Source organism: Falsarthrobacter nasiphocae (assembly GCF_031456275.1).
GTDB classification, from domain to species: Bacteria; Actinomycetota; Actinomycetes; order Actinomycetales; family Micrococcaceae; genus Falsarthrobacter; species Falsarthrobacter nasiphocae.
In genome coordinates, this window is sequence record NZ_JAVDUI010000001.1 from 22956 (window position 1) to 36472 (window position 13517).

The window sequence follows — 13517 nt, forward strand, 5'->3', positions numbered from 1 at the left end:
TGGGCGGTGGGGCCTCAGACGCCCACGGCCGGAAGGCGCATCTTGCGGAACAGGATGGCCCTCTCGATGATGTAGCGGACGTCTCCCGGCTGCCGCGTCATCCCGGCGGCCGCCTGGCGGGCGCGGACCTGGCGCGTGAGGAAGATGAACTCGACGATGATGACGAGCACGTAGGCGTAGAAGAACCAGCCAATCATGCGCTGCAGCTCGAGGTTGGAGGCGAAGACGAGGCTGACGACGAGGAAGGGCAGCGTGACGAACATGAGCAGCTCCGAGATGCGGAAGCGCTCGTCCACCACCTTGCGGATGAGGCGCCGATTGGGGCCGCGGTGCTTGAGCGGCAGGTGGCGCTCGTCGCCTGTCTTGAGGGCCTCGCGCATCTTCTCGGCTTCCCGGGCCCGGGCCTCGCGGCGCTGGCGCTTGGCCTCGTCCGGATCCGTCACGAGGGGGCGCTTGCGGGCGGCCTCCCGCTCCTTGCGCGTGGGCGTGCGCACGCCCTTCTTCTCCTGCGGGTGCCGCTGGCGCTGCGGCGCGGAGGGCTCCGTCTGCGCGGAGGCCACGGCCGGGGACGTGCCCGCGGAGGGGGCCGCAGGCGCGGCCGTGGAGCCGTGGGTCGCCGGAGTCGAGGGCTCGCTTTCGCTGGAGCCCGTCAGGTCAGGGGTCTTCTTCTGTCGGAACACCCTTCCCATTCTACCGCCGGCGGATACCCTGGGAGACATGACTCACTCTTCCTCTTCTGACCTCTCAGCGGCCCAGGCGCAAGAACTCGTGGACCGGGAGTTCGACTCTGTCCTGGCCGAGCTCAAGGACCTCGTGGCCATCCCGGGCATCGCCTGGGAGTCCTTCGATCCTGCTGATCTCGGGCGCTCGGCCGAGGCCGTCGCCGAGCTCGCGCGCCAGGCGGGTTTCAGCGACGTCGCCATCCACAGGGCCGAGACCACACTTGACGGCAAGCCGTTCACCGGCGGACCGGCCGTCATCGCGACGATTCCCGCGCCCGAAGGCGCACCGACCGTCCTCCTCTACGCACACCACGACGTCCAGCCGCCGCAGGACCGCGCGCTCTGGGACACCGAGCCCTTCGTGGCCACGGAGAAGAACGGCCGCCTCTACGGGCGCGGCGCCGCGGATGACAAGGCCGGGATCATGGTCCACATCGCCGCCGTGCGCACCCTCCTCAAGCACTTCGGCGGTCGACTGCCCGTCGGCGTGACCCTCTTTGTCGAGGGAGAGGAGGAGGCGGGGTCCCCGACCTTCCGGGCCTTCCTCGACGAGCACCGGGACGAGCTCCGGGCGGACGCGATTGTCGTCGCCGATTCCAGCAACTGGGTGGTGGGCACCCCCGCCCTGACGACCTCCCTGCGCGGGCTCGTCGACGGTGTCGTTCGCGTGCGCGTTGCGGAGCACGCGTCCCACTCGGGCATGTTCGGCGGGCCGGTTCTCGACGCGCTGACCGTGCTGGGCCGGGTCATCGCGAGCCTCCACGACGAGAATGGCGACGTCGCCGTCAAGGGACTCCACGTGCGGGAGGCGGAGGCGAGCGTCGAGTACCCAGAGGCGGACTTCGCTCGGGACGCCGGGCTGCTCGGCTCCTCCCGTCTCGCAGGCTCCGGCGCGCTGACCTCGCGCCTGTGGAACAAGCCCGCGCTCTCGGTCATCGGGATCGACGCTCCGAGCGTCGCTGTCGCGTCCAATACGCTCCTGAGCGAGGCACGGGCCAAGCTCAGCCTGCGGATCGCGCCGGGGGAGCGGCCTGAGCAGGCCATGAAGGCCCTCGCCGCCCACATTGAGGCGCTCGACGTCTTCGGTGCGGAGATTGCGTTCGAGCCGGGGGAGGCCGGGCAGCCCTTCCAGACGGACACCTCCGCGCCTTACGCGCAGACCATGCTGTCCGCCCTCGGGGAGGCGTTCGGAACCGATGCCGTCGAGACCGGCCTCGGCGGATCCATTCCCTTCATTGCGGACCTCAAGGAGGTCTACCCGGCCGTCGAGATCCTCGTGACCGGCGTCGAGGACCCGGACTCTCGTGCTCACTCCGCGAACGAGTCCCTCGATCTCGGGGACTTCCGCAAGGCCATCGTCGCGGAGACGCTCCTCCTCGCGCGCGCTGCAAGCGTCCGGGAAGAATCGGGGCCTTCGGAGCGTTGACAGATAGACTGGAGAAGACGACGACGACACTTGCCGCCGAACCACGGCGCCGCAGGGAAAGGAGTGCCCATGAGCACTGACGTTTCCGAGAAGACCGAGATGCCGACCCACGAGGTCGCCCTCTCCGACGTTGCGGCTGAGAAGGTCCGCAGCCTCCTCGCCCAGGAAGGCCGGGACGACCTCCGCCTCCGCGTGGCCGTTCAGCCGGGCGGCTGCTCGGGCCTCATCTACCAGCTCTACTTCGACGAGCGCATCCTTGACGGAGACGCGGTCCGCGACTTCGACGGCGTCGAGGTCGTCGTCGACAAGATGAGCGTTCCTTACCTCTCGGGCGCTTCCATCGACTTCGAGGACACGATCTCGAAGCAGGGCTTCACGATCGACAACCCCAACGCTGAGGGATCCTGCGCCTGCGGAGACTCGTTCCACTAGGGACGCCCCTCTCCGAAAGCCCCTCCCCGCCGCCTCGCCGCAGCGGGGAGGGGCTTTGTCATGTGCAGGGCGGTCAGGGCCGACAGCCGCGCCACGCTGAACTAAGTGCACAATCCGGGCCCAAGCCGGGTAAGCTCTACGATGAGTAGTAATAGACCGTGAAAGTCCTGTGACTTTCGGCCCGCACTCCCCGGTTTGCCTCCAGGCACTGGTAGAGACGGCGGGAACTTCAACAGAAAGGGCCGTTACGTGGGTTCGCAAGAACGTACGGAGCGCGGAGGCCGCAAGCTCCTCAAGATCGCGGCAGTCATGCCCCTCGCTGCGCTCGCGCTCTCGGGCTGCACCGAAGAGGCCAAGCGCGGGTGGATGCCGGCAGAGCCGGGCACGACCAACCACACGGACGCGCTGACGTCGCTGTGGGTCCACTCGTGGATTGCCGCGCTGGCGGTCGGCCTCATCACCTGGGGCCTCCTGCTGTGGTGCCTCGTCGCGTACCGGCGTCGCAAGAACGACGTCGGCTTCCCGCGCCAGATCTCCTACAACCTTCCCCTCGAGATCCTCTACACGGCCCTGCCGCTGTTCATGGTTTTCGTCCTCTTCTACTTCACCGACAAGACGCAGCGCCAGGTGGACGCTCGCGTCGAGAACCCTGACGTGAAGGTCAAGGTCTTCGGCAAGCAGTGGGCGTGGGACTTCAACTACGACTACCAGGGCGAGAAGCACTACTTCCAGGGCACCCAGGCGCACCTGTCTCCCACGGGCGAGACGGGCGTCGAGAAGACCCTCCCCACGCTGTACCTGCCCGAGAACAAGAGTGTCGAGTTCCAGCTGGAGTCCCGCGACGTCATCCACTCGTTCTGGATCCCGCAGTTCCTCCAGAAGCGTGACATGATCCCGGGTCACACGAACTACATCACGCTGACCCCGCAGCGGGCCGGCACGTACCAGGGCAAGTGCGCCGAACTCTGCGGCGAGTACCACTCTGAGATGCTCTTCAACGTCGTCGTCCTTCCTGAGGACCAGTTCAAGGCCAAGATGGCTGAGCTGCCCAAGGGCGAGGTTGGCGAAGAGTACAACCGCAAGCCGACCACCACGAACTCGAACTAGGTGAGCTTCGCATGACAACGTATGAATACAGGGGGCATTCGGGGGCTGCTGTCGACGCCCCGCGCGTGGTCCCGAAGTCCAAGGGCCGCATCCTCGTCAACTGGATCACCTCGACTGATCACAAGACGATCGGCTACATGTACCTGATCGCCTCCTTCATCTTCTTCTGCTTCGGCGGCGTGATGGCTCTGCTCATCCGCTTCGAGCTCTTCGAGCCCGGCATGCAGATCCTTCAGACGAAGGAGCAGTACAACCAGCTCTTCACCATGCACGGCACGATCATGCTGCTCATGTTCGCCACGCCGCTTTTCGCTGGCTTCGCGAACATCATCATGCCGCTGCAGATCGGCGCACCCGACGTCGCCTTCCCGCGACTCAACGCGCTGGCCTTCTGGTTCTTCCTCTTCGGCTCGATCATCGCCTGCGCCGGCTTCATCGCCCCGCAGGGTGCGGCCTCCTTCGGATGGTTCGCGTACGCGCCGCTCTCGAGCACGACCTACTCGCCTGGCCTCGGCGGTGACCTCTGGGTCTTCGGCCTCGGCCTCTCCGGCTTCGGCACCATCCTCGGTGGCGTCAACTTCATCACGACGATCATCTGCATGCGCGCACCGGGCATGACGATGTGGCGCATGCCGATCTTCACCTGGAACACCCTCGTGACGGGCATCCTCATCCTCATGGCGTTCCCGCCGCTCGCGTCGGCGCTCTTCGCGCTCGGCATGGACCGCCGTTTCGGTGGTCACGTGTTCGACCCGGAGTCCGGTGGAGCCGTCCTGTGGCAGCACCTCTTCTGGTTCTTCGGCCACCCCGAGGTGTACATCATCGCCCTGCCGTTCTTCGGCATCGTCTCGGAGATCTTCCCGGTCTTCTCCCGGAAGCCGATCTTCGGCTACAAGGGCCTCGTGTACGCGACGCTCGCCATCGCCGCCCTCTCTGTCACCGTGTGGGCGCACCACATGTACGTGACGGGCGCGGTCATGCTGCCGTTCTTCTCGTTCATGACGATGCTCATCGCGGTTCCGACCGGCGTGAAGTTCTTCAACTGGATCGGCACCATGTGGCGCGGCTCCATCACGTTCGAGACGCCCATGCTGTGGAGCCTCGGCTTCCTCGTGACGTTCCTCTTCGGCGGTCTGACCGGTGTCATCCTGTCCTCCCCGCCGATGGACTACCACCTCTCGGACACGTACTTCGTCGTGGCTCACTTCCACTACGTGATCTTCGGTACGGTCGTGTTCGCGATGTTCGCGGGCTTCTACTTCTGGTGGCCCAAGTTCACCGGGCGCATGCTCAACGAGCGCCTCGGCAAGATCCACTTCTGGCTCCTGTTCGTGGGCTTCCACGGCACCTTCCTCATCCAGCACTGGCTGGGCGTCATGGGCATGCCGCGCCGCTACGCGGACTACCTGCCTGAGGACGGGTTCACCGACATGAACCAGCTCTCGACGGTGTTCTCGATCATCCTGGGCCTGTCGATGGTTCCTTGGTTCATCAACGTCTGGAAGACGGCCACGAGCGCCCCCAAGGTGGAAGTGGACGACCCGTGGGGCTTCGGTGCCTCGCTCGAGTGGGCAACGTCCTGCCCGCCGCCGCGACACAACTTCACCTCGCTGCCGCGCATCCGCTCGGAGCGTCCCGCCCTTGACCTGCACCACCCGGAGCTCATTCCGGTGGGTCACGGTGCCGATGACCGGAAGGATGGCTAGTCCATGAAGATCGAATCCAACATCTTCCTCTTCCTCGTCCCGTTCTTCCTGGTTGTGGGCGTTGTCTACGGCTTCATGACCGAGTGGACCGAGTGGGTCGGCATGCTGGCCATCCCGGTCACGGGCCTCATGGCCCTCATGATCGGGTTCTACCTGAGTTCTAACGCTCGCCGTCTGGACGGCCTCCGCCCGGAGGACCGCCTCGACGCCGAGATCCACGAGGGCTCCGGCGAGCAGGGTCTGTTCAGCCCCTGGTCGTGGTGGCCGCTCGTCCTGGCCCTCGGTGCCGCTGGCGCCTTCCTTGGCCTGGCCATGGGCTGGTGGGTCTTCTTCATCGCCGCTGGCATCGGCGTTGTCGGCGTCATCGGCTGGGTGTACGAGTACAGCCGCGGCGACCACGCGCACTAGTCACCTGCTGGCTCTAGTCAGCATGCGAGGCCCTCATCCGGATGATCCGGGTGGGGGCCTCGCCCCGTCTCTCCGCCGTGCATCCCCAATGGCGCCATGGGTCGCGCTTGGGGGCCAGCGGCGCTGCGAGCAATGCGTGTAGCCCTTACAGCCCCTAGCGCGGCCCCGCATGCCACCTCTGCACGCGCGCGCCGCACGCCGCCCGTCCACGCGGCCCCTCCACGCGCCCCACTCAAGCCACCCCTCCACGAGGCCCACGTGCGACATCTCCGGTTCGCGTGCGGAAGATTCACGCCGTCGAGGCCATGCGTTCACGTCACGGCTCAGGCAAGCTGGTTCGCGTCCGTAGGATAGAAAGCATGGTGGAGCGGAAAACAGTCCAGTCGAAGCCCGAGTCCGTCCGCCGTCATCTGCTCGATCTCCTCGACGGCCTGGGCGACAGTGTGGACATGGCCCTGCCTTCGGAGCGCCAACTGGCTGCCGAACTCGGTGTGGCCCGCATGACCCTTCGGAAGGCCATTGACGCCCTCGTCGAGGAGGGCCGAGTCGTCCGCATCGTCGGCAAGGGCACCTTTGCCCTGCCAGAGAAGACCGCGCTTGAACCCAAGCTGACCGGTTACTCGGAGGAGATGCGTCGCCGCGGCATGGAGCCTGACTCGGAGCTGCTTGCGTTCGACCAAGTCCCCGCACCCATGGCGCTTGCGCGTGAGATGGGCCTGGGCGCCGGCGCGCCGCTCGTGCGCTACAAGCGCCTCATGCTGGCTGACGGCGCCCCCATGACCGTGGACGAGAACTTCATCCCCCTCCGCCTTGTGCCCGGCATCCTCCAGGGCCCTGCACCGACCTCCTTGTACCGCATCCTCAGCGAGGACTACGGCCTCCACATGGACTGGGGCGAGGACACGATCACGGCCTCCGCCGCGACAGCGACGCTCTCGAGGCAGCTTCGCGTCGAGCTCGGGGCTCCGCTCCTCAGGGTCCAGCGCCGCGCCTACGTTCGCGAGAGCCTCGTCGACTATTCCGTCTCCTACTATCGCGCGGACCGCTATAGCATTTCTGTGCCCCTGAGGCGCCCTGGACAGCGGCGTTACTCCCCGCGCGTCACGCAGAGCCCCCTGGGGCCGCGCTAGGGGCACTGGACGACGGCGCGGCCGCGTCTATCCCCATAGCCATCGCGAGAAGGCGTCCACGGGCCCCACAACGGCCAGACATGGGCCGGCTCGTCCTGCACGGGACCTCGGGCCACCAACGTGGCGGTGCTACCTGCGCCCACGTCACGGCCAGACGCGGCCAGACGCGAGACTGGGGGAGCAGGGGGCAACTGCCGTTGTTCCCCGAGGCCCGCCAGCTGAGGACGCCTGTTCACTCTGGAGCCTGGTGCGAGACTCGCGGCCGCGAAACGCGGCTGCTTCGGCCGAACCACGCCACCTTTCCGGGTTCTCCTCGGTGACATCGGGCGTCGTTCCAGACGTGGCTGTGTCGTTCATGCCGCCGACCGACACCGTTGGGCCACGGGGACCCGCCACCCAGCTCGCGTCAGGGGCTCCCAGAGGTCGGCGCTGGCTGGTCGCGCAGTTCCTGCGGTCCCTTAGGCGGCGCCACCGCACCACGCCAACCCCGCTGTGGATGCGCCAGGCGTGTTTGAGAATGCGAGAAGGGCCCGCCGCGCGTGATGCGCAGCGGGCCCTTCTCGATACGGTCAGCTGGTCAGCTGGCCGATGTGGCGCCCAGACTAGTGGCCGATCGCCTTGTGCGAGCCAGCGGACTCGACCTCGGCGGCATGCCCGTGGTGGGCGGCCTCGAGCTCGGCCGGGGTGACCGGGAGAACTCGGTCCTCGAAGAAGAGGCGGGACAGGCGTCCGCGGAGCTTTTCCTTGAGGGTGAGGTTGCCGTCGATGTCGGGCGTCGCCGGGATGACCTCGTACGAGTTGAAGTGAACGAGGCGGTGACGCTTGTAGGGGTCAAGTGCCTCGTGCATTTCCTGGTACTCACCGTGGGGGAGCCGAACGAGTCGACCCGTCTCACGGCCGTGGAGCACGATCTCGCGGTCCTTGCGCTGCAGGGAGAGGCAGACGCGCTGGGTGATGATGAAACCGAGGATCGGGCCGAGGAAGAACAGCGCCCGAAGCCAGTAGGTCACATCGTTGAGGGACACGCGGAAGTGCGTGGCAATGAGGTCAGAGCTTGCTGCTGCCCAAAGCGTGCAGTAGAAGATGAAACCGGCAACGCCGACGGCCGTGCGGAACGGTGCATTGCGCGGGCGGTCCAGCACGTGGTGCTCGCGGTTGTCCTTCGTGACCCACCGCTCGATCCACGGCCAGGTGAAGAGAAGGCCGAGGATGAGGAGAGCGGGGCCGAGGGCCGGCAGGAGAACGTTCAGGACGAACGTGTTCGCGCCCCACGGGAAGCGAACGTTGCGCTCGAAGCTGAAGTCGCCCAGGACGCCCGGCATGAGGCGGAGTGCGCCATCGACCCAGCCGATGTACCAGTCAGGCTGCGTACCGGCGGACACGGGGGAGGGATCGTACGGGCCGTAGTTCCAGATCGGGTTGATCGTGAAGAAGCCTGCAAGAACCGCGATGATGCCGAAGACGATGAAGAAGAAGCCGCCGGCCTTCGCTGCGTACACAGGGCCGACAGGGAAGCCGACAACGTTCTCGTTGGTGCGACCCGGGCCGGGGTACTGCGTGTGCTTGTGCACCACAACCATGAAGAGGTGGATGACGATCATCAGGAGGATGATGGCCGGCACCAGGAGGATGTGGAGCACGTAGAGGCGGCCGATGATGTCCGTACCCGGGAACTCGCCACCGAAGAGGAAGAGAGAGATGTACGTGCCGACGATCGGGATCGACTTGATGACGCCGTCGATGATGCGAAGGCCGTTGCCCGAGAGGAGGTCATCCGGGAGGGAGTAGCCGGTGAAGCCGGCAGCCATGGCGAGCACGAGCAGCACGCCACCGACAACCCAGTTGAGCTCACGCGGGCGACGGAAAGCGCCCGTGAAGAACACGCGGAGCATGTGGACGGACACCGAGGCCACAAACATGAGCGCGGCCCAGTGGTGGACCTGACGCATGAAGAGGCCGCCGCGGATGTCGAACGAGATGTCGAGCGACGACTGGTACGCCACCGACATCTCCACACCCTTGAGCTGGACGAAGGACCCGTTGTAGTGGGTCTCGGCCATTGAGGGGTCGAAGAAGAACGTCAAGAACGTGCCCGAGAGGAGCAGGATGACGAACGAGTAGAGGGCGACCTCGCCGAACATGAAGGACCAGTGGTCCGGGAAGATCTTGCGCCCGAACTCCTTGACCATGGCAGAGCCACCGGTGCGGGAGTCCACGAAGTTCGCAACGCGGCCGAGCTTCGTGGCCGGGACGAACGAGTCGTTGGGAGTATTCGACATGACTTCTTAACCTCGTTCCCAGTACGACGGGCCGACGGGCTCGTGGAAGTCGGACTGCGCGACAAGGTAGCCGTCGGCGTCGACCTCGATGGGGAGCTGCGGAAGGGCGTGACCCGCCGGGCCGAAGATGACCTTGCACTCCTGGGTGAGGTCGAACGTCGACTGGTGGCAGGGGCACAGCAGGTGGTGCGTGTGCTGCTCGTACAGAGCAACGGGGCATCCGACGTGCGTGCAGATCTTGGAGTAGGCGACGATGCCGTCCACATGCCAGTTCTCGCGCCCCTCGGAGATCTTCATCTTCGCGGGGTCGAGGCGCATGAGGAGGACGACGGCCTTGGCCTTCTCGTTGAGCTTGTGCTCAGCCGACTCCAGGTTCTCCGGGATGACGTGGAACGCCGAGCCCAGCTGAACGTCCGCAGCGCGGATGGGCGTGCCATCCGGGTCGCGAACGAGCTTGACGCCCTTGGCCCACAGCGTGTGGCGGAGAACGTCGACGTCGACGCTGGGGGAGAGGTCCCGGAAAATCGCAATGGCGGGGAGCGGGGCCAGGAGGCCAGCGGCAATCAAGGTGTTGCGGATGAGCGGACGGCGGGCAACGCCGGACTCGTCCAGGACCTGGTTGATGATGGCGGCGGCGTCGCGGCGGTCCTCCTCGGGGCGGATCTCGTGGCGGTCCTCGGCGATCTCGTGGTCCGGCATGAGGCTCTTGGCCCACTGGACGATGCCGATGCCGATGCCGAACATGGCGAATGCCGTGCCGAGACCGAGCAGGAGGTTCTGCGTCCGTACACCCGCGATGTGGTCTTCCGGGCTCGGCTTCATGAAGAAGTATCCGAAGAAGAACAGCAGGGTGCCTACGATGGACAGCACGAAGAAGAAGGCCACGAGCCGCTCCGCGGACTTCGCTGCCCGCGGGTCGATGTCTGTGACCCTGTCACCGTGAGGGGGAATTCCCGGGTCCGCGAAGCGGTCCGCAGTGTCCTTCTGCGCGACGACTGCGCCGGACGAATCCTTATGCGAGCTCACGGTTCCTCCAATCCATGTTGTCGAGTTGATTTTTCACGTGTTTCGTCATCCTCTAGTGAGGCCTAGGGCCTGGTCTGGTGCTAGTGGGAGCGGGACGTCAGCCAGATCGTGAAGCCGATGACGGCTCCGAGACCTGCGGTCCAGATGAAGAGACCCTCCGCCACCGGTCCGAGCGAGCCGAGCTTCGCGCCACCGGCCGAGCCCTGCTCCTCGCTGGTCTTGAGGAAGGCGATGACCTTGGTCTTCTGCTCGGGGGAGATGTTCGAGTCAGAGAAGACCGGCATGTTCTGCGGGCCCGTGACCATGGCTTCGTAGATGTGCTTCGGCGAGACGCCATCCAGCGTGGGCGCGAACTTGCCGCGGGTGAGAGCACCGCCGGCTGCGGCCGCGTTGTGGCACATGGCGCAGTTGGTGCGGAAGATCTCGCCGCCCTCGGCGATCTCCTCATCCGAGAGCTTGCTGTAGTCCAGCTCCTTCTCGGTGGGGACTGCCGGCCCCGGGGCCAGGGACGCCACGTAGGCGCTGAGCTGGCGGATCTGCTGGTCGTCGAACTGCGGCGGCTTGCGGAGCGCCTGCGGGCCCTGCATCTGCATGGGCATGCGACCGGAACCGACCTGGAAGTCGACCGATGCGGCGCCCACACCGATGAGGGAGGGGCCCGTTGCGGTGCCCTGTGCGTTCATGCCGTGGCACGTCGCGCAGTTGGCGGCGAACAGCTTCTGGCCGTCCTCGACGTCCTGCGAGCTTGCCGTGGCCTGGGCCTGTGCCTCGTTGTTCTTGGTGACGAGCGCATAGGTGCCGCCCGTGAGGACGAGCGCCAGCACCAGCAACGCGAAGATGGCGAGCGGATGACGCCGATTCAGTGATCGTGACTTCACGAAACTTTCCTAACTGTGGTTCTCGGTCTCGGGCGATCTACTTGAGGAAGTAGATGATGGCGAAGAGGGCGATCCACACGACGTCGACGAAGTGCCAGTAGTACGACACAACGATGGCCGCGGTGGCCTCGAACTGCCCGAAGCGCTTGGCGAGGTTTGCGCGCCCGATGATGAGGAGGAACGCGATGAGTCCGCCGACGACGTGGAGGCCGTGGAAACCGGTTGTGATGTAGAAGACGGAGCCGTAGCCGTTCGTGGAGATGGCGAGGTCCTCGTGGGAGACGAGGGTCGCAAACTCGTAGGCCTGGACACCGACGAAGATGGCGCCGAGGACGAACGTGAGGTAGAACCACTCGATCATGCCCCACTGCCGCAGGGCGTAGATCGGCCCCGAGCGGCGAGGCTTCATCTCCTCAGCACGCCACACGCCGAACTGGGCGGTGAAGGAGCTGGAGACGAGGATCGCCGTGTTGATCGAGGCGAAGAGCACGTTGAGTTTGGCTGACTCCGTGGCCCACTCGTGCGGCAGGGCCGCGCGGAGGGAGAAGTACATGGCAAAGAGGCCCGCGAAGAACATGAGCTCGCTCGCCAGCCACACCATGGTTCCGACGGAGACCATGTTGGGCCGGTTGAGCGTCGCCTGAGCCGCGGGGGCTGGGGTATGAGTCGCAGATGTCACCCTGCCATTATGTCTAAAAGTTCTCTGTGAATCCCACTCCAACACGGTGGGAGGTCGTGTCGTGGGGGCCGGATCGTTGGTTTGGCGCGGATCCGGGCCCCAAAAGATTTTCTACGACTCGTAGTTGTAGCCTTGAGGAGTGAACGTTCAGCCCCCGCAGCACGCCCCGCAGTACTCCTGGCCGCAGATCCTGAGCACCCTCAAGGACGGTGACTCGCTCAGCTATGAGCAGGCCCGTTGGACGATGTCCGAGGTCATGAGCGGCGAAGCGGGGGAGGCCCGGCTGGCCGCACTCCTCATGGGGCTCGCCATCAAGGGGGAGACGGTTGACGAGGTCGCCGGCTTCTCGGACGTCATGCGCGAGCGCGCCGAGCCCCTCAAGCTGCCCGCCGAGTCTCTCGACATCGTGGGCACCGGGGGAGACCAGCTCAACACCGTGAACATCTCGACGATGTCGGTCATCGTCGCCTCCGCGGCGGGTGCGCCTGTCGTCAAGCACGGCAACCGCTCGGCGACCTCCATGTCTGGCTCTGCGGATGTCCTGGAGGCCCTGGGTGTCCGCCTGGCGGCGCCCATGGAGCGGCTCGAGTCGACCTTCGATCAGATCGGCCTCGCCTTCGTCTTCGCCCAGGCCTTCCACCCGTCCATGCGCCACGCGGCCCCGGCCCGCCGTGCCATCGGCGTGCCCACGGTCTTCAACCTTCTCGGGCCGCTGACCAACCCCGCGGCCCCTGCGGCGTCGGCCATTGGAGCCCCCCGTCAGGAGTCCGCGGATCTCATTGCGGGCGTTCTGGCGCGTCGGGGGAGCAGGGGACTGGTCTTCCGAGGTCATGACGGTCTCGACGAGCTCACAGTCACCGATGCGAGCACGGTCCTTGAGGTCCGCAACGGCGAGATCACGCGCCAGACGGTCACCCCGGAGGAGGTCGGCCTGCGGCGGTGGACGGTGGCGGACCTGACGGGTGGGGACGCGCACCACAACGCGAGCGTTGTGCGGTCGGTCCTCGAGGGTCGGCCCGGTGCGGCGCGCGACGCGGTGCTCCTCAACGCAGCGGCCGGTCTCGTGGCTTTCTCGTCCGCTGCGGACGGCAGCGTCGTCGAGCGCTTGACGGCAGGCATTGCCCAGGCGGCCCAGGCCATTGACAGCGGCGCCGCTGCCCAGCGCCTGGACCGCTGGGTTCAGCTCACCTCCGCCGAGTAGCGGCACCGAGGGCTGCGCGCCCTCCGAGAATCGTCAGCGCCAGGAAAAGGGAGGCGACGACGAGGAACGCGACGGCGAATCCGCCGCCGGTGCCGACGCGCAGGCCCATGCCTGCGGCGACGGTGACGACCCAGACGATGAGCCCCTGAGGCGCCAGCCGGTGCGGGTGCCGCCACGCGCGCACCGCGAGCCATCCGAGACCCAGCCCGGCGAGGAACGGCCAGGCCGTCGTCAGCACTCCGGCCGGGTCGAGCGATTCACTGTGGGATGCGCGTCCGACGACGGCGAACGCCACCACGAGCGCCGCGTCAAGGACGGCCTGGGCTGCGGGGGTTGAGCGCCGGGCGTCTGAGTCGCGTTTCGATCGCTGGGCCGGAGTGGGCTGCTGCTGTCCGCGGCGCGGGTCTGACTCGCGCGGTGCAGTGGTCGCGGCGTCCTGCTGAGTGCCCGGGTGTGCGGTCGTGCGTTCGGCGTTCTGGTGACTCATGGGTTCCTTGAGGGTTGGATCGGCCCCGGGGGACGG

Annotated in this window: 13 protein-coding genes; 7 read left to right on the forward strand and 6 right to left on the reverse strand. The window is 66.4% G+C overall.

All coding sequences use genetic code 11. From position 1 onward, the window contains the following. Positions 1-14 precede the first annotated feature (14 nt). Positions 15-680, reverse strand: a complete 666-nt coding sequence (locus J2S35_RS00105; RefSeq protein ID WP_309848462.1) for a DUF3043 domain-containing protein — start codon at positions 678-680, stop codon at positions 15-17. 37 nt (positions 681-717) lie between these two features. Here J2S35_RS00105 and J2S35_RS00110 point away from each other — a divergent pair, with 37 nt between their 5' ends. The 6 genes from J2S35_RS00110 (at position 718) to J2S35_RS00135 (ending at position 6931) form a co-directional block, all read left to right on the forward strand. Continuing rightward, positions 718-2148 (forward strand): dipeptidase, encoded by a 1431-nt coding sequence (locus J2S35_RS00110; protein ID WP_309848464.1) that lies wholly within the window; start codon positions 718-720, stop codon positions 2146-2148. 69 nt (positions 2149-2217) lie between these two features. Continuing rightward, on the forward strand, positions 2218-2580 hold the full coding sequence (gene erpA / locus J2S35_RS00115; protein ID WP_309848467.1) for an iron-sulfur cluster insertion protein ErpA: 363 nt from the start codon (positions 2218-2220) through the stop codon (positions 2578-2580). 249 nt (positions 2581-2829) lie between these two features. Then, the gene (ctaC, locus tag J2S35_RS00120; RefSeq protein WP_380083544.1) at positions 2830-3687 is read left to right on the forward strand and encodes an aa3-type cytochrome oxidase subunit II; all 858 of its coding nucleotides are present in this window, start codon (positions 2830-2832) and stop codon (positions 3685-3687) included. A gap of 11 nt (positions 3688-3698) precedes the next feature. Then, positions 3699-5393, forward strand: a complete 1695-nt coding sequence (gene ctaD, locus J2S35_RS00125; RefSeq protein WP_309848469.1) for an aa3-type cytochrome oxidase subunit I — start codon at positions 3699-3701, stop codon at positions 5391-5393. 3 nt (positions 5394-5396) lie between these two features. Further along, positions 5397-5801 (forward strand): cytochrome c oxidase subunit 4, encoded by a 405-nt coding sequence (locus J2S35_RS00130; protein WP_309848471.1) that lies wholly within the window; start codon positions 5397-5399, stop codon positions 5799-5801. 359 nt (positions 5802-6160) lie between these two features. After that, complete coding sequence (locus J2S35_RS00135; protein ID WP_309848475.1) at positions 6161-6931, forward strand: GntR family transcriptional regulator; 771 nt, start codon at positions 6161-6163, stop codon at positions 6929-6931. Positions 6932-7533: 602 nt separating this feature from the next. Here J2S35_RS00135 and qcrB read toward each other — a convergent pair. The 4 genes from qcrB to ctaE all read right to left on the reverse strand — a co-directional run bounded on the left by qcrB (position 7534) and on the right by ctaE (position 11793). Continuing rightward, positions 7534-9210 (reverse strand): cytochrome bc1 complex cytochrome b subunit, encoded by a 1677-nt coding sequence (qcrB, locus tag J2S35_RS00140; RefSeq protein ID WP_309848479.1) that lies wholly within the window; start codon positions 9208-9210, stop codon positions 7534-7536. Positions 9211-9216: 6 nt separating this feature from the next. After that, the gene (gene qcrA, locus J2S35_RS00145; RefSeq protein ID WP_309848481.1) at positions 9217-10236 is read right to left on the reverse strand and encodes a cytochrome bc1 complex Rieske iron-sulfur subunit; all 1020 of its coding nucleotides are present in this window, start codon (positions 10234-10236) and stop codon (positions 9217-9219) included. An 80-nt stretch (positions 10237-10316) separates the two neighbouring features. After that, positions 10317-11114 carry a cytochrome bc1 complex diheme cytochrome c subunit gene (gene qcrC, locus J2S35_RS00150; RefSeq protein ID WP_309848486.1) on the reverse strand — a complete coding sequence of 266 codons (798 nt, stop codon included), beginning with the start codon at positions 11112-11114 and terminating at the stop codon, positions 10317-10319. Between the two features lie 37 nt (positions 11115-11151). Further along, positions 11152-11793 carry an aa3-type cytochrome oxidase subunit III gene (ctaE, locus tag J2S35_RS00155; RefSeq protein ID WP_309848489.1) on the reverse strand — a complete coding sequence of 214 codons (642 nt, stop codon included), beginning with the start codon at positions 11791-11793 and terminating at the stop codon, positions 11152-11154. Positions 11794-11932: 139 nt separating this feature from the next. Here ctaE and trpD point away from each other — a divergent pair, with 139 nt between their 5' ends. Further along, positions 11933-12994 carry an anthranilate phosphoribosyltransferase gene (trpD, locus tag J2S35_RS00160; protein WP_309848491.1) on the forward strand — a complete coding sequence of 354 codons (1062 nt, stop codon included), beginning with the start codon at positions 11933-11935 and terminating at the stop codon, positions 12992-12994. Here trpD and J2S35_RS00165 read toward each other — a convergent pair. Beyond that, a complete protein-coding gene (locus J2S35_RS00165; protein ID WP_309848493.1) occupies positions 12978-13481 on the reverse strand; it encodes a DUF3054 domain-containing protein in 504 nt (167 codons plus the stop codon). The two genes, trpD and J2S35_RS00165, sit on opposite strands and share 17 nt — an antisense overlap. Positions 13482-13517: the final 36 nt, after the last annotated feature.

Excerpts from the sequence above, each read along its gene's own strand:
- ctaD (WP_309848469.1), top strand. The coding sequence starts at position 3,699 with ATGACAACGTATGAATACAGGGGGCATTCGGGGGCTGCTGTCGACGCC.
- J2S35_RS00165 (WP_309848493.1), bottom strand. The coding sequence starts at position 13,481 with ATGAGTCACCAGAACGCCGAACGCACGACCGCACACCCGGGCACTCAG.
- erpA (WP_309848467.1), top strand. The coding sequence starts at position 2,218 with ATGAGCACTGACGTTTCCGAGAAGACCGAGATGCCGACCCACGAGGTC.
- J2S35_RS00130 (WP_309848471.1), top strand. The coding sequence starts at position 5,397 with ATGAAGATCGAATCCAACATCTTCCTCTTCCTCGTCCCGTTCTTCCTG.
- J2S35_RS00110 (WP_309848464.1), top strand. The coding sequence starts at position 718 with ATGACTCACTCTTCCTCTTCTGACCTCTCAGCGGCCCAGGCGCAAGAA.
- J2S35_RS00135 (WP_309848475.1), top strand. The coding sequence starts at position 6,161 with ATGGTGGAGCGGAAAACAGTCCAGTCGAAGCCCGAGTCCGTCCGCCGT.
- qcrB (WP_309848479.1), bottom strand. The coding sequence starts at position 9,210 with ATGTCGAATACTCCCAACGACTCGTTCGTCCCGGCCACGAAGCTCGGC.